Annotated in this window: 9 protein-coding genes and 1 other annotated feature; of the genes, 1 reads left to right on the plus strand and 8 read right to left on the minus strand. The window is 40.3% G+C overall.

Going from position 1 to position 17,235, the window contains the following annotated elements:
• Positions 1-2: 2 nt before the first annotated feature.
• The 7 genes from ilvB to DXB77_RS04730 form a co-directional block, all read right to left on the minus strand.
• Positions 3-1,727, minus strand: coding sequence for a biosynthetic-type acetolactate synthase large subunit (gene ilvB / locus DXB77_RS04695; RefSeq protein WP_021943923.1), 1,725 nt, complete (start codon positions 1,725-1,727; stop codon positions 3-5).
• 87 nt (positions 1,728-1,814) lie between these two features.
• Positions 1,815-2,078: a binding site (T-box leader), on the minus strand.
• A gap of 80 nt (positions 2,079-2,158) precedes the next feature.
• A complete protein-coding gene (locus DXB77_RS04705; RefSeq protein WP_118662738.1) occupies positions 2,159-3,208 on the minus strand; it encodes a DUF58 domain-containing protein in 1,050 nt (349 codons plus the stop codon).
• A 16-nt stretch (positions 3,209-3,224) separates the two neighbouring features.
• On the minus strand, positions 3,225-5,543 hold the full coding sequence (locus DXB77_RS04710; RefSeq protein ID WP_118662739.1) for a transglutaminase domain-containing protein: 2,319 nt from the start codon (positions 5,541-5,543) through the stop codon (positions 3,225-3,227).
• Between the two features lie 2 nt (positions 5,544-5,545).
• Positions 5,546-6,193, minus strand: a complete 648-nt coding sequence (locus DXB77_RS04715) for a hypothetical protein (protein WP_118662740.1) — start codon at positions 6,191-6,193, stop codon at positions 5,546-5,548.
• 48 nt (positions 6,194-6,241) lie between these two features.
• Positions 6,242-7,189: a MoxR family ATPase gene (locus DXB77_RS04720; RefSeq protein ID WP_117784818.1), complete on the minus strand. Its 948-nt coding sequence runs from the start codon at positions 7,187-7,189 to the stop codon at positions 6,242-6,244.
• An 18-nt stretch (positions 7,190-7,207) separates the two neighbouring features.
• Positions 7,208-10,384, minus strand: a complete 3,177-nt coding sequence (locus DXB77_RS04725) for an InlB B-repeat-containing protein (protein ID WP_118662741.1) — start codon at positions 10,382-10,384, stop codon at positions 7,208-7,210.
• 14 nt (positions 10,385-10,398) lie between these two features.
• Positions 10,399-13,920 (minus strand): InlB B-repeat-containing protein, encoded by a 3,522-nt coding sequence (locus tag DXB77_RS04730; RefSeq protein WP_118662742.1) that lies wholly within the window; start codon positions 13,918-13,920, stop codon positions 10,399-10,401.
• Between the two features lie 444 nt (positions 13,921-14,364).
• Here DXB77_RS04730 and asnB point away from each other — a divergent pair, with 444 nt between their 5' ends.
• Entirely contained in the window at positions 14,365-16,221 is a 1,857-nt protein-coding gene (gene asnB, locus DXB77_RS04735) for an asparagine synthase (glutamine-hydrolyzing) (RefSeq protein WP_118662743.1), read from the plus strand.
• Between the two features lie 271 nt (positions 16,222-16,492).
• Here the strand turns inward: asnB and DXB77_RS04740 are convergent, their stop codons facing one another.
• Positions 16,493-17,077 (minus strand): dipicolinate synthase subunit B, encoded by a 585-nt coding sequence (locus DXB77_RS04740; RefSeq protein WP_117822617.1) that lies wholly within the window; start codon positions 17,075-17,077, stop codon positions 16,493-16,495.
• Positions 17,078-17,235 lie beyond the last annotated feature (158 nt).

Genomic DNA, 17,235 nt, shown 5'->3' on the forward strand with positions numbered 1-17,235 from the left:
CCTTAACAATCCATGATCATATCATTTAATGACTTGCCACCCGGAACCATAGGGAATACATTTGCAGTCGGATCAATATAGAACTCTATAACTGTAGGTCCCTTTGTATTTGCCTTTGCCTGCTCAAATGCTGCTTTGATCTCTTCTTCCTTTGTAACACGGATTCCAAGCGCCTCATAGCTTTCCGCCAGTTTTACAAAATCCGGTGTATATTTCGGACAGCATTTGTCAGGATTCTGGCAGTCATGATTACAGCTCTTTCTGTATCTCAGACAGGTACTGCTGTAACGCTTGTTGAAGAACAGCTCCTGCCACTGACGTACATTTCCAAGATAACCATTGTTTAAGATACAGATCGTGATCGGAAGCTCCTGTGCAACCGCAGTCGCCATCTCCTGAATATTCATCTGTACACCACCATCACCGGAAATGCAGATAACATTCTTATCCGGGTTACCGATCTTTGCCCCGATGGCAGCAGGAAGTCCATATCCCATCGTACCAAGACCGCCGGAGGTTAAGAGCTGGTTCTCACCGCCAAGTGCAATATACTGTGTTGTCCATAACTGGTTCTGTCCTACATCTGTAGTAATAATGAGATCGTCATACATCTCATTGATCGTCTTAATGATCTTCTCAGGTGTAACACCTTTATAAGAATTCATGTTGATCGGATACTGTTTCTTCACTTCCATGATCTCAGCAACCCAATCGGATATATCTAATTTCTTTGCATATTTTAACATCTTCGTGATCGCAAGCTTTGCATCTGCTACGATTGGGATGTCTACCTCGATATTTCTGGAGATTGATGCTGCATCGATATCGATATGTATGATCTTTGCATTCTTTGCAAATGTGTCAATCGTACCGGTGATACGGTCATTAAATCTGGTTCCGATCGAGAATAAGACATCACATTCCATGATTGCTTTATTGGATGCGAGATTTCCATGCATTCCGATATTACCAACATATAAAGGATGGTCCGTCGGAATTGCTCCCTTACCCATGATCGTAGTAACAACAGGGATTCCTGTTAATTCACATAATTCCTGCATTTCTTTTCTTGCATGTGCGATATTCACACCGCCACCGATCAGAAATACCGGTTTCTTTGCATGGTTTAATTCTGCCAGAGCCTTCTTAAGCTGACCAGAATGTACACCCTCTGATGGCTTATATCCTCTGATATTTACTTCATCCGGATATTCATCCGAACCCATTGCAAGCTGGATATCTTTTGGTATATCAACCAGTACAGGACCCGGCTTACCGGTTCTTGCGATATAGAATGCATTCTTGATAATTCTTGCCAGATCTTCTCTCTTTCTGACTGTTACTGCATATTTGCAGATGTTTCTGGTGATACCTACGATATCGACCTCTTGAAAGGCGTCGTTACCGATCAGATTCATCGGTACCTGTCCGGTAAAACATACCAGAGGAACACTGTCATAATTTGCTGTTGCAATTCCTGTAACCAGATTCGTTGCACCAGGCCCGCTTGTAACCAGACATACACCAACCTTTCCGGTTGATCTTGCATATCCATCTGCTGCATGAACAAGTGCCTGCTCATGTCTTGGAAGGATCATATCGATTCCCTCTGCATCGTATAATGCGTCAAATAAGTCGATCGCTGTTCCACCCGGATAGGCAAACAGTGTATCAACATGTTCTTCCTGTAATGCCTTTACAAACATCTGTGCTCCATTAATCTCCATAACCTATATCCTCCTTTAATTGTCATCCATATAAATTTCCAAAAAGAGCGTTTCCCATCCACTAAAAAAGCCCTAAGCCGTATATCAGCTTAGGGCGAATAATCATATCCGTGGTACCACCTAAATTCAGGTTCTTCCTGCTCTCATCCAATACTTACAAATCTTATCTGCGTTATATTGTATTCCTGTAACGGGGAAATCCGTTGAATCCTACTCAGCACTTCTTACGAAGTCATGCTTTTCAGTCCACTGCTCGAAGGCTACTTCCATACATCCTAGCTGAAGATTCTCACCACCATCTTCTCTCTGGGAGCCGGTCCTGTATGTACTCCTCCTTGTCATTGCATTTGACATATAAACTGTTGTTACTTTAGCATAAATGAGAAAAAAAGTCAATGCGTTTTCTGGGAAAAATCACCAAAACACCTGCATCAAACATACAGGACAATCCCCTTTTCTAAACGTTCGATCTCAAAGGCTGCATCCCGGTTGGCATCATATGTAATAAAGATCACCTTTGCAAACCGATGAATAATTCCACGCTCCAAAATATAATCCAGAACACGGTACTCACTCTTATCCGCTACCGTTTCCAGAACCTCCTGAAGCATAACATCATATTCCGTAAGTTCAAATACCCCACGGTGAACAACACGATTTTCTTTTGTATCCATATGATAGATCGTATGACCTGTTGACAGACGGATCAGCTCATGACTGACAGATGCAAGTGCTTCGATCAGCTTCTGATTCGTCTTCCTGTCTTCCTTAGGAGCATAATCAAAAAATATCATGACGGAATTATCATTTGGTGTATCCAGTTCTTTTACCATGGTCTTTCCCATCTTAGCTGACATTTTCCAATGAATATTTTTGATACTGTCACCTTTCATATATTCCTTGATCTGAAGGATCTCTGAAATATCATTTCCTTTTACATGCTTGTAATTCACATCATTCTCGCTCACAAGACTGCCTTCTACATCATACAGATCCATGGAACGCTCTTTCGGATATTGATAAAACATACAATCCTTATGCGAACGAATCTCCGCTTTCGTCAAACCGAAATAGTCATAAATATAGATTTTATATATTTCAACATTAATCTGTCCGCAGTACTTACTCTCTATCGGAAACTGGTATTTCTCTCTGCTTTTTCTTGCCGCCGAACATTCGATATAAGTAGGAAATTCTGTTCCAAATACAACATTTTCACAGTTAAACTCTATCCTGATCTTTGGAACCGGAAAAAAAGATGAATTCTCTATTTCAAGAAGTAAGGCAGGATCTTCCTTTAACTCATTGATAATATCAAACTTCACTGCAATCTTCCCCGCATTATACCGATTGATAAAAAACATCGGAAGCCAGATAATCCCAAACATTCCAAACAGCCATAAGGTCTGCAGTTTGTTTGTCCAGATAAATAAAAGCAACAGGATAACGATAAAAATAATATATGCAATTTTTTTCTTCATATCGTTTTCTCTCCTCCTATATCAGACATTTGACAAACCGCATCCTGCATCTGCCCCAGAGATTACTGGAATGATAAACCTCTTGTTTTACCGTTTGTGCATAGTCTCTTACAACCGCAACATCCGTATAGTCAAGTTCTTCTCTACTGAATCTGTTTTTCTGTAAAACCGTAATAACTTCTGACGGAAGGGATTCTTCCATCTTCTTACCGGCATATTTGTACAAGGCTTCTATATACAGACTGGCTGCTGCAACTGCTTTTTCCCGGTTTTCACTCTTCATTGCTTTTTTTCGTTTGCTGCAGATCACTGCACGTCTGACAATAACAACGATCAGGAATAATACGAGCAGTGAAACAATTGCGATCAGAATATATAACAGATTGATCTCCGTTGAATCATCATTATCATTATTGTCCTGATCACTGCTGGAATCTTCTGATTCCGAATCCTGATTATCGGAACCACTGACCGCACCGTTACCAATGGTACTGTTATCATCCTCAGAATAGAAGCCCGGTGTAACTTCAACCGGAATAAATCCAAGCCCATTTACATAAATCTCTACCCATGCATGTGCATCCTGATCCAGAACATCAATCGATGTCTCTCCCTCTTCCGGAGCAACCAGATATCCTTCTACATATCTTGCCGGAATATTATAATATCGGAACATCATAGCAGCGGCTGTTGCAAAATGAACGGAATATCCTTCTTTTTTATTCTCGATCAGATCCTCTACAAAATCTATTCCGGGATCATTAGCTGTTACATCTTCACTGTAAGTTATAGTGTCCCGCAGATAATGTCTGACTACATCAATCGCATCAAACGGATTTAGTTTTTTCCCGGCTTCCGGCAGAGTCCGGTCAAAATACTGCTTCATTTCATCCGAAACCTCTGTATAATTCTTGCTTGCAAAATAAGCATATGTCTGTTCACAGTCAATAAAATCCGTATCACCGGTGCCTTCCGTATACCAGCTTTCATTATAGATACTCTCATAGTCATTCTTCGAAAGTGTATCCATATAAAATCTATACGGCTTTCTGTTTCCAAATCCCTGTGCTACAAAATTTACATCCTTCTTTGGTGCATAAAGATCTGGAAGAGAATCGTAGGTCATATTTTCAGGCAGATATTGATATTTACTGCTTGCAGCCAGGTTTTCAACCTCAACCGATATAATATCTGACAACGGCATATCTGCATCATTGATCTTTGTAATATCCATATAACTTGCAAGTGTTGCTAAAGGATAATAATTAAATTTTGCAAAGTATTCAAATACACCTTCATAATCTTCGCCGTAAATATCCTTATCGTTTTCTGTCCAGCCGTCTTCCGTGTATTTGGAACCGACATAGCCCCGAAGATACATCACAGCAGGCTCTGACATCTCGATATGGAGTTTTTTGCTTCCATTTGTTTCAACTGTATGAAACCGTTTGAACGATCCCTCCGGATAATCATTTTTGCCATAGATCAGATTGCCGCCGTTATATACAATTGAATCTTTTATATCATCAACCACCGGGATCGGTATGTATGTGAGCAGTATAAAGATCAGACATGCAGCTCCTGCCAGAACTCCTGCAAATACAAGCATTCCTGCATACATGTCCTTCGTGATCCGTCCTTTGATATTGCCAGCAAGCAAAATTCCCACCATCGTAACTCCGGCAAGTACGAGCGTCCATACTGACGGAATACATTTATACATGAATCCGGATGCACAAAGCAGGAATTGGAGCACCACTACCCAGGCATTCAGATGAAACCGAATGAGAATTGCAAATACAAATGTTACGAGCAGAGAAAGAATTATGGATGCAATATATTCATCTGCAGCCAGACTGTCCTCATTCACAACAAACATCAGATTTGCCATCGCCATATTCTTATTGACCGATCTGAGTACATCATTTGCGATTGCTGAAAAACCATTTGAAACACTGTTCAACAGGATCACAGACAGGACAGCGATCACAATAGCCATCCCTGTACCGCCGATCCAGCCTGACTTTTTCCTGAGAAAAAGGATTTGGGAAATAACTGCCATAACAAGTGCCGGAACCGCTGTCACAATCAGTGAAACTTTAACCTGAAATGCACTGAAGCAGCAAAATAATACACTCACCGATGCCAAAAAGGTAAGCACTATACGAATTGCAAGATAATTGGATTCTTTTACGGAAAGTGCCTGCAGATCGAGCCGGATCTCCTGTCTGTTATTTTGCAGCTTTAATCCATTTTGCAGCTTACGTTTTGGAATCATTCGTTTTTTTCTGTCTTTTTTATGTTCTTTCTCTATCTGTGTCTTTTTGTTTTTCATAATTATTCAACCAAATCTACATCTATATCCGGAGCATCCAGATCTTCATCATCGTCGTCTGATCCCTTTTTATTGCCGGATCCACTTCCGTCGCCATCGCCGTTACCGTCACCGTCGCCAAAATCATCTCCGTCACCAAAATCATCACCACCATCACCGCCATTGCCATCATTATTATGTTTATCACCGTCTTTTTTTGATGAATCACTGTCGTCTGATGTTTTTTTACTATCCTTTTTCGGGTCATCCTTTGGCTTTTCAGTATTAGCTTCCGTATTCTGTGCCGGTGCATCGGTTTTAGGCTCAGATGTCTTTTCTTCTGTTGTCTGTTCCTGCTCTGTAGATTCTGTCGTCATTTCAGTCGTCGTTTCTGTACTTGATTCCGTTGTAGACTCTGTTGTGATCTCGATCATAGCATTGCCACCCTGCATTTCCGTCGTTGCATCACTCTCTGTCGTAGTATCTTCCGTATTCTCTGTATCGTCTTCTGAACGGTCCTGTCCGGATAACTTAGCCGCCTGCTCCTTATCTGCCTCCTGATTTTTCATATAATCCTCACGTTCGAATTCCGAACGGTCACGCTTACATGCAGTCAGGGAACATCCAAGAGTCAGACACAATGCAAATAACAAGATTTTTCTTTTTCTCATTTCATCAGGTCCTTTCTCGCATCTTCTTACCTTAACTCAGCTTCTGTTTTAATTGGATCTTTCTCCCGCCATAGAAGGAGCTTCTGTCGTCTGACAGATATCGTAAATAATATTTTCTGCTCCATTCTTCTCTCTGCGTGCAGAAGGGGTCAAGATCAGACGATGTTTGAATATATCATAAATAACATACATAACATCCTCCGGAATCACATAGTTACGATCATACATATAGGCACATGCTTTTGCCATATTAGCGAATGCCTTTGTACCTCGTGGACTGATACCACACTCAATCTTATCATGATGTCTGGTTGCATCAACCAGTCTGGAAATGTAATCTGCAATCTCATAAGAAATATATACATTCGCTACCTCTGTACGCATTTGTATCAGATCCTCTACACTCATGACAGGCTGTACTGCATCAATCGGATTCTGACCATGATCCTCCATCAGCATCTCTACCTGACTCTGTACATCAGGATATCCCATACTTAAGCGCACCATAAAACGGTCAAGCTGGGAGTCCGGAAGTGCCTGAGTACCACCACTGGTGATAGGATTCTGTGTAGCGATCGTTATAAATGGTTTTGGAAGCTGATACGTAACATTATCAACCGTTGCTGTTGCTTCTGCCATAGCCTCAAGCAATGCCGCCTGTGTCTTACTGGAAGTACGGTTAATCTCATCAGCTAACAGCAGATTCGTGAATACCGGTCCTTTCACAAACTCCATCTTTCCTTCCCGCTGATTATACATGGAATATCCAAGAATATCACTTGGCATTGTGTCCGGTGTAAACTGGATACGATTATCCTGCATAGAAGTTGCTTTTGAAAATGTCTTTGCAAGTGTTGTCTTGCCAAGTCCCGGATTATCCTCCAAGAGGATATGTCCGGATGCAAGAACGGTCATAATGATCTTAACAATGATATCATCCTTGCCTTTAATGACTTTGTTCATTTCCATTCTAAGATCTGCAATTTTTTTATTCATCTTTTTCTACCCCGTATGTTATTTCTTCTTCCATTTTGCATAAATCACAATGTTTTTATCTTTAATCTTTGTACTGTTCTTTACCTTAACTTTTTTGTTGTCCTTATTGATGTAATACCAGCCGACCAGTTTATAACCTGCCCTCTTTGGCTTTAATGTAGCAAGTTTTCCTTTTAAGAATCCAGTCGCTACACTCTGATTTCTTACTACTTTTACTTTCTTTGTACTCTTACTGCCAAATTTTCCTTTATTCGCATCGAAGGTTACACTGACTTTATCTGCTCCGACATCATAGATCTTTGTCCATTTGCTGTAAATCTTTGCCCCGGTCGAATCATAACGATAACTTCTGACTTCAAAAATTGCATAGGTCTGCAGGCTGATCGCAGGAAGGATCTTTTCTTTCTTATTTCTGATATCAAAGGTCGTTGCATTGCTTAACTTTTTAGCAGTTGGTGCATACCGATATTCATATCCATCGGCTTTTTCACATTTCCAGGTTAATGTAACTTTATATTTTCCTTTATTTCTGCCTCTTGTTATCTTGTTAAAGGTAGTCTTTTTCGCTGTAACCTTTTTCGCTTTGACCTTTGTCCATTCTGCAGTCGCTGTGACATTCTGTTTGATCGCCGTTCCCTGCATCAGAGTATAAGTCTTTGTTCCTGATTTATAAGTCCACCGGGAGAACAGGTATCCGGCACGTTTTGGTACAGGAAGTGTTCCATTTTTAAATCCGGTATTGGCAGAATCTTCAAATTGATAAGTTTTCACATAAGATGACTTGTTGTTTATTTTTCCACCGTTTGCATTATAGGTTACTTTATATGTATTCTTTTTCCAGAATGCATACAATGTAACATTATCCAGTATCGTTACACGATCTGTGCTCTTTCGCACCTTTAACTGCTTTTCATCTGTTGACCAGCCCTGAAAAGTATATCCGGTTCTGGTTGGATTTTTAAGATTATTATATGTAGAACCATAGGTTACATAAATCGTTCCTGAAGTATTCGCCTCTCCATCGTTATAGATCAGAGTGACCTTATACCGGTTTGCCGTCCATTTTGGATACAATGTGATCGTCACATGGTTATCTTCCGTTTTTGTATCCTTTAATATCTGATTCAGATTTTTCTTTCGGATGATATCCCCTGCAAAAAAGTCCGTTCCGGTTCCATCTTCCCTTGTATTCCATCTGTCAAAGGTATATCCGGCTTTGTAATATTGTTCATCCACATCTGATATGGTTACATTCTCACCATACAGGAAATCCTTTGGTGCGATCACCTGATTACCAAGCTTATATTCCAGACGATAATTAAATGCCACCCATTTAGGAACCAGTACAACATCCTTTCCTGCTTTTGTTGTCAGGTTTTTCTTATATGTTTCGCCCGGCTCAAAAACAGTATTCCTTATATCCTCGGTCACATTCTTTGTATCATCCAGAACCCAGCCCGCAAATACATATCCCTCTTTACTGAACTGGGAAATATCATATGCAGGGATCGTATATTCCGCATCATATGTACATGCTATGGATTCCGGTGCTGTTCCGATTACATCATCATCCGAATTCTCCAGACTGAATGTGATCGTATAATTAATCGGCTCCCATAACGCATATAATGGTATGGTATCCGTTGTGTCTACAAAATTTGTAACATCTGCCCCATCTGCCAGTACCTGTTTCGCAGGAATCTCTGTATACCAGCCGGCAAATGTATAACCAGCTCTCTTGTATACACATTTATCTAATTTTGCCGCTGTATCATAATAACATTTTTTATCCGGCTGTACGCCACTTACGGTATAGCCCGGATCATCGTTTGTGCCATATTCTTTATACGGATAAAATGTAAATGTATATGACTTTTTCTCCCAGACCGCATACAGTGTCACATTTGCTTTATTTGTAGTTGTAAGATTGATCATATTGGCTCTTGGCGCATAATCAACTGTTGATCTGTCCGCCTTTCTGGACCATCCCATAAATGTATAGCCGGTACGCCCCGGAATATTCTTTGGCAGGCTCTGATCATAAGTTGCATTTACAACCTCCGGAGTCTTGTCATCTCTTTCCACAAAAGTAACTGTATATGTGATCGGTGTCCAGACAGGGAATAAACATATGATCTCTGTTTTCGTTGTCAGGTTCTTTACACTTGCCTGATCTGCATATACAACTTTATCCGGATTGCCATTGACCGCCCATCCTTTAAATATATAACCAACTCTGGTAAACTTACACGGATCTAATTTTGCTGCTTTATCATAGGTTAATGTCATATCCGACATAGCACCCTTTTCTGTTGAATATCGATGCTGAAAACGAATATTATACTGGATCGGTGTCCACTTAGCATATAATGTGATCACGCCAGTCTTTGTAATTCCCTTAACAGACTGTCCTGCCTTGTAGTTGGTGCCGGTTCCATCTGCTTTTGTATTCCAGCCGCCGAATGTATATCCGGTTCGTGTCAACGCATTGGAAGACAATGTAATGTTTGTTGTATATACAGCACTTGCCGCAGCAGGTACTGTTCCGCCGGTTTTTCCATTTCCATTATAAGTAATCGTATAGTTATATGCTACAGGTGAAGAAACTAACGTACCACTTGCCTTAACTTTATTATATGATCCGCTGTTCTTTACCCAGATATTTGTAGTACTCTTTCCTGCCTTTGAAAATGCATTTGCTGCAACTCCGGTCAGGTTTGAATTTTTAAAATTGAATTTCGTAACTGCAGTACAGTTTGCAAATGCAGTACCGTAAATCTTTGTCAGAGAATTTGACATACTGAAATCCACATTTGTAAGTGCTGTACAATTCTGGAATGCATTTACATTGATCTGAACCAGGGAGCTTCCGGATACCGTTTTTACAGATGTGATCGTTTTATTATTTGCATATGCAGATCCTGCGATCATGGTTACCTTATACGTTTTACTATTCACTACAACTGTATTAGGAATTGTGATTGCACCCTTGCTGACACCTGCTACTCCTGTTTTTGCAGGTTTGATCGATACTGTCTTTGCCGTCCCATCTACGATTGTACAGGTCCATTTGCCCGACTTATCGGTATATGTTGCTGCAGATGCATTCCCTGATATACTGAAAATACAGATTCCGCAGCAAAGAACTGCTGCAACTGCCAGGATCAGCTTTTTAAATCTTATACTATTACTCATCTTACTTGCCCTCCTTATGGTATTTTTTTACTGATCGTACTTCCAAATTTTCCATATTTCTTCTTGCCATTCTTTACTTTGTACTGTCTGGCTCTGAAATAATATTTTGTTCCATTTTCAAGTCCGCTGATCATCGTTGATAATGATGTCTTTGAACTCTGTATCTTAACAGATTTTGCATTTGAGAAATCACTGTATTTTGAATAATAAATAATACAGCCTTCCGCACCTGCATATTTCCGGATCGTCAACCGGACATTTACCTTGCCGGTTGATTTGGATTTCCAATGCGCATAAATCTGTGTATCTTTTGCAAATGTCGTTCCTGCCGTTACCTTGGAGCCTCCGGTATAATCCGTCCACCATCCATCAAAGGTATAATTCTCTTTTTTTGCTCTAGGAAGTCCCGTAATTCCTGTTCCGGTATCAATTGAAAATTTGCTCTTATTTCCATTGATCTTGCCACCTGCAGCATTCAATGTAACCGTTATCTTCTTTGCCTGCCATCTTGCATATAACGTCAGACTGCCTTCCAGATCCACAACTGTTGAACTGGTATACTGAATTTTTCCGGACTTGCTTGTAAACCAGCCTTTAAATTCATATCCATCCCTTACCGGTGTTGGAAGCGTGCCACAGGTATCCCCATAGCCTACAACCTTGCTGGTCCGTCCAACGGTTCCGCCATTTGGATTAAATGTGATCGTAACATCATTTTCTGTCCATCTTGCATATAACGTCACGGTTCCTTCATAAGGAAGCAGATTCTTTACAGTTGCCTGATCTTTATAGACCTTTCCACCTGTCTTATCGGTACTCCAGCCATGGAAGGTATATCCCGGTCTCCGATATGCTGATGCTTCAAGTTTAATGGATTCTCCATATGTAACAGTCTCACCCTTCATGCTTCCATATCCTCCGTTCGCATTATAAACGATACGATAGGTTACCGGGCTCCATACTGCATATAACGCAATACCATCTTCCGTATTATGCAGGATCTCTGCTTCATCTTCATATACAACAACATTCTTATCTGATTCCTCTGCCCATCCGATGAACTGATATCCATCCTTTTCATATGTACACTTTGGAAGCTTTGCTGTTTCTCCACATTTAAAGACAACTGCTTCCATATATCCTTCACCATCTGTTTCGTCGAAAACAATACTGTATGTTTTCTGTTCCCAGACAGCATTTATCCGAACTTCTGTATTAGCCCCATATAATTCCCTGAGGTAGGAATACAGTTTGCTCAATCTCCAGGATTGTATGGTTTTGACCGGATAGATTGTTTCATCCTTATCAAACTGGAAACCGATCAAAGAGCTTCCCTCTTTCTGAAAATCCGTTGAGAAAATTTCATATGCTGTTTTAGAATCATCCAGAGTATCTGCTGAGAGCACAATTTTCTTTTCCGTACCAGTTCCGCCATTCGGAACAAGTGTCAGATTATATCCGGAGGCATCACTCCACACCGCCAGAAATTCATAATATCCGGATGCCGTTGCATAAATATTCTGTGTATCACTGAATTCTGCCTCATCCTCGTAGGTTCCGACAATAAAGCTATGGGAATCATCCGAATTCGTATATATCCATTGCCATCTGTAAAATTTCTTTCCAGGACAGGTAAATGTACACTTTGGAAGCTTCAAGGTTTCGCCCTGCTTTACGGTAGCCTCCTGCATGGTTCCCTGACCTTCACCGGCAGAGAAACGGATCTTAATGCTTCTCTTTTCCCAGATCGCATAAAGTGTAATAGAGCTTTCGGCTGTCAGTTTTGTGACCTTCTGACCTTCTTTATAAGATGTTCCTGTTCCATCCGGCTTTGTATTCCAGCATTTGAAGACAGAATCGCTCTTCATAAAATTATTCTGTCGCAATTCTATATACTGGTTATACACAACCCCATCCTGAATGTTCATAGAACCAATACCACCGTTTGCATTGTAGCGGATCTGATATGTATTTGGAACAGCCGATACATATAATACGACATCTCCCTGTCCGGAAGGATCCACCTTCTGACCATACTTATAAGTTACTGTATATCGTTCTCCATCACTGTCTGTCAAAGTACCGGTAAACTTTAAACTGTATCCTTTATATACATTTTTATCATATGATGGATTCAGTGTTACCTGCGTATTATATCGAAGGTTCGTCTGTTCTACTTTATTATAAGTCTTAGAGCCTACTGTCTTTGGTATCATATATGTAATCTTATATGGTCCGGTGTAGACCGCCTTATAATCAACATTTCCATAATTTTCTTCATTCTGCAGCTCTTTTATCATTCTTTGATATGTCGCTTTATTGGCAGTATAAATTGTTTTATTACCCGTGCCAAACGCACTTCCCATTTCCAGATCAGCGGTATCAAAGGTAATATTGTTATTTGGCAGATATACATTTCCAAGATCACATTCATCGAATGCCAGTCCACCAATAAACTTTAATTTAGAACCACTTTCAAATGTAATCTTTCTCAAACCAGAATAAGCGAACGCTGCTACACCTATCCTTTCTACAAGCTTTGGTATAACAATTTCTTTTAAATTCACACAGCTATAAAATGCAGCCTCATCTATCTCTTTCAAACATGAACCTTTTTCAAATATAACCTTTTTTAATTCACAACTCATAAATGCATTTTCACCAATGATGACACAGTTCTTTGGAATCGTGATATTGGAAATCGATTCATCACATGCGAAGCAATCCTCACCAATCGAATATACACTATACTTCTTATTCGCAGGGTTTGTAATTACATTAGGGATTGTATATGATGCTATTTTCTTTGTTGATTTTGGATCATACATTATCAGTTCTGCTTTACCGGGATTATTACCGTTCGGTTCTGAAATTATACGATAATTATAGATTTCATCGGCGGTCCACCATTCATTCACCCACCAATAACTGCCCTTTTTCATTTTTGATATATCTTTGAATTTCGATCCTTTTTCAAAATTAACTTTTAATACTCCGGCATTAAATGCTCCGGCACCAATTGAAACTACAGACTTGGGAATGGTAATTGTAGATATCGTTTTTTTGGTAGAAAATGCTTCTTCTCCTATTTTTTTTAATTTCGAGCCTGATTCAAAAGTTACTTTTTTTATATTCATATCTTCAAATGCATAATCACTTATTGTTTCGCAATTTTTTGGAATTGTGATCTCAGTGATTTTTTCTTCTACATTTGAATAATCGTTCTCGTCAACTGACATACCATCAATCTCTACAACAGTATATTTCTTTTTATTTTTACCTATGATCGTATTTGGGTAAACTATCTTATTGCCAAAATGCCCACCTGATACTTCAGCAGAAATTGAAACCTTTCCAGGTGTCTTTCCCTTTGGATCGGTAATCACTTCATACCAGAACTTTCCATCTGAAGTATTACCACAATCCCCTTCCTTTGCATTTGCTGTACCAGAACAGAATAAACTTCCTGTCAGGATCAGGATGCCCGTTATCATCATGATCATAAAATGTCTGAATGCCTTTGAATGATTCCTCATATTCTTCTCTCCCTTTACAATATTTAATCGTTATACCTCTGTATTCAAAATAATTTTTTATGTAAAAAAAGTGATGTAAAAAACATATGCCTTCTCCATATGCTTTTTACAACACTATTCGGTTCAGATATAGAATTGTCTGTTGTCCATCTATGTTCCCCCTGCCGGATCTTTCCGGCTTTCATGAATCTATTTCCAATCTCTTCCTTATATTTTGTTAATTTCTATGTCGCACCTCGTATATTATAGCAATCTGACCAATTTTTGTAAATAGTTTTGTATATATATTATATTTTACTTTTATCAATTCCGCAAACATCCAATCGAAACAACTTTATTTTGTATTTTTCGGCACTTTTGTTTTGTATTTTTCGGATTTCTTTTTCTGCATATTTTACTGCCCTGTTTCATACAATTATACGACGAAACCGAAACGAGTTATCTATGTGTTCTATTTCTGGATTTTATAATGTACATGGCAGATACCTGGAAACGCCCGGACATTTTCGTGATATTCTGTCTGCCATGAATGCAAAGCAAAAGCATCGCGGGCCGGATGATGATGGTATTCTTCTGATGGATACATGCGGACTGTCTCATACAAGATTATCCATCCGGGATATCAAAGCCGGACTTCAACCCATGTCCCGCACTGTACAGGGAAGAACGTTCACTATCGTATTCAATGGAGAAATCTATAATACAGATGAACTGAAAAGGGAACTGATCTTACGCGGTTATTCCTTTTCCACAACATCCGATACCGAGGTACTGCTGTTTTCATACATATACTATGGGCCTGACTTTGTAAAACATATCAATGGTATATTTTCTTTTGCGATCTACGATCATGCCGAAGAAGCCATTTTCCTTTACCGGGATCCATTCGGTGTAAAGCCTTTATATTATACCTTTTTATCTGACCGGACACTTGTCTTTGCATCAGAGCGAAAGGCACTGTTCTGTTATCCCGGCACATTTCCAAGACTGGATAAAAAAGGCTTATGTGAGATTTTTGCTCTTGGCCCGTCAAAAACACCCGGTTGCGGTGTCTTCAAAGGAATCGACGAACTAAAACCCGGTCATTATATCCGGTATGACCGATTTGGCTGTTCCACCACCTGCTATTTCCGGATCCAAAGCATACCTCATACCGATGACTATCAGACAACCGTGGAAAAGACCTCTGATCTGTTAAACGCTGCAGTAAAACGACAGATCGTATCCGATGTTCCGATCTGTACCTTTCTGTCCGGCGGTATCGATTCCTCGATCGTCAGTGCCATCTGTGCGGAAGAACTGAAGAAACAGGGGCAGATATTAGATACCTATTCCTTTGATTTTACCGATAATTCACGCTATTTTAAATCAAATGCTTTTCAGCCGGAACAGGATCGGCCATATGTAGATCAGATGGTCTCTTTCCTCGGAACGAAACATCACTACCTGACCTGCAATATGGAAGAGCTTGCCGACCTGCTTTATGATTCCGTTCTTTCCAGAGATCAGCCGACCATGGCAGACGTTGATTCATCCCTGCTGTATTTCTGTAAGCTGGTATCTGAAAACAATAAGGTTGTGCTGACCGGGGAATGTGCCGATGAAATATTTGGCGGATATCCATGGTTCTACCGGGAAGATCTGCTTGCATCCGATACTTTTCCATGGATGACCGATCTTACACCGAGAAAGCAACTGTTGGATCCGGAATTTGCAGATGCCCTGCAGATGGATGACTATGTGAAAAATCTTTACCATCAGATCATCTCCGAGATTCCGGTGCTGCCGGAAGAATCCAATATCGAAAAATCCCGTCGCCGGATCGGTTACATGAATATCCGGATGTTCATGCAGACCCTGCTTGACCGTATGGATCGTACCAGTATGTATCATGGTCTGGAGGCAAGAGTACCATTTGCTGACATCCATCTTATGCAGTATGTCTTTAATGTGCCATGGAAATACAAATACCGAAACCAGACAGAGAAAAGCCTGCTCCGTCATGCCGCTGTAAATCTGGTTCCAAATGAAATCCTGTTCCGGAAAAAAAGCCCGTATCCTAAGACCTATAACCCGCTTTATGAAACGATCCTTGCCGACCGGTTAAGAGAAGTGATCCACGATCCTGCAAGCCCTGTCAACCGGTTTCTGGATAAAAAAGCAGTTCTACAGTTTCTGGAATCTCCGAAGGATTATGGAAAACCATGGTATGGTCAGTTAATGGCAGGCCCGCAGATGATGGCATACCTGCTGCAGGTCAACTACTGGTTAAAGGAATACCAGATTGCTGTTGAACTCTGATTTCTGTTTTATACCATAAATAAAATGCAGGCAGAAACTTGTGTCTGGTGAAATCCACAATGGTGTCCATATAAATAACATCGACATTCGCGTTATTTCGTTGCGAGACCCGCGCTAACTGTCAGCATCAAGCCCATGTCTGAACCCGTCAGGGTGAGTTTGGGCGACTGCTGACAAAATAAGTGCACGTGTCGAGCAGAAATGAAGCGAGTCGTGTATTTATATGGACACCATTGTGGTTTTTTCCGGGCACAAGTTCCTGCCTGCGTTATCACTTGTCACATAACACCGGCTGAAGCTGCTTCCCCTTTAAAGCCTCCTCTATCGTCTCCGGTATCATGGACAGTTTTCCGATCAGGGAATTCGGCTTCTTTACCGGATCATCCTGATAAAATGGAACAAAATAAATATTCTTCATATTCATCAGCATTCCGATATTCTTAAAATTCATCCCCATCGCATCATTTGTTGAAATGCTGATGATCAGCGGTTTATTATTCCTGATATGCGCCTTCGCTGCCATCAGCACCGGAGAATCCGTGATACCGTTACATAACTTTGCAAGTGTGTTGCCTGTACATGGAGCGATTACCAGTACATCCAGATATGCTTTTGGTCCGATCGGTTCTGCCTCCTGAATGGTAAAGATCCCTTTCTTCCCTGTTATCCTCTGAATGTCTTTTACAAAATCATCCCCTCTGCCAAATCTGGTATCGTACGTTGCAGACCGTTCGGAAAAGATCGGATATACCGATATTCCAAGCTTTGTCATTTCCTCTATCTCTATCTTTACTTTATCAAAAGTACAAAACGAACCGGTTATTGCAACGCCGCAATTGCACCCTGATAAACTCATATCTATAATCCTTTCCATTCAATACAATCCATAAAATCATTCTGATCCATACTGTTTTATCAATTCCAAGCTGTTGTGTCTGGTTCCAACTATTTAACAGAACCAGACAAATACTACTGCCTGACAATGATTTTATGTTTATTATAGTGTATGCAGGA

The organism is Clostridium sp. OM05-9 (assembly GCF_003481465.1).
GTDB lineage: Bacteria > Bacillota > Clostridia > Lachnospirales > Lachnospiraceae > Coprococcus > Coprococcus ammoniilyticus.

Coding starts and splice junctions, on each gene's coding strand:
- DXB77_RS04730 (WP_118662742.1), bottom strand. CDS start 13,920: ATGAGGAATCATTCAAAGGCATTCAGACATTTTATGATCATGATGATA.
- DXB77_RS04705 (WP_118662738.1), bottom strand. CDS start 3,208: ATGAAGAAAAAAATTGCATATATTATTTTTATCGTTATCCTGTTGCTT.
- ilvB (WP_021943923.1), bottom strand. CDS start 1,727: ATGGAGATTAATGGAGCACAGATGTTTGTAAAGGCATTACAGGAAGAA.
- DXB77_RS04720 (WP_117784818.1), bottom strand. CDS start 7,189: ATGAATAAAAAAATTGCAGATCTTAGAATGGAAATGAACAAAGTCATT.
- DXB77_RS04710 (WP_118662739.1), bottom strand. CDS start 5,543: ATGAAAAACAAAAAGACACAGATAGAGAAAGAACATAAAAAAGACAGA.
- DXB77_RS04725 (WP_118662741.1), bottom strand. CDS start 10,384: ATGAGTAATAGTATAAGATTTAAAAAGCTGATCCTGGCAGTTGCAGCA.
- DXB77_RS04740 (WP_117822617.1), bottom strand. CDS start 17,077: ATGAGTTTATCAGGGTGCAATTGCGGCGTTGCAATAACCGGTTCGTTT.
- DXB77_RS04715 (WP_118662740.1), bottom strand. CDS start 6,193: ATGAGAAAAAGAAAAATCTTGTTATTTGCATTGTGTCTGACTCTTGGA.
- asnB (WP_118662743.1), top strand. CDS start 14,365: ATGTGTTCTATTTCTGGATTTTATAATGTACATGGCAGATACCTGGAA.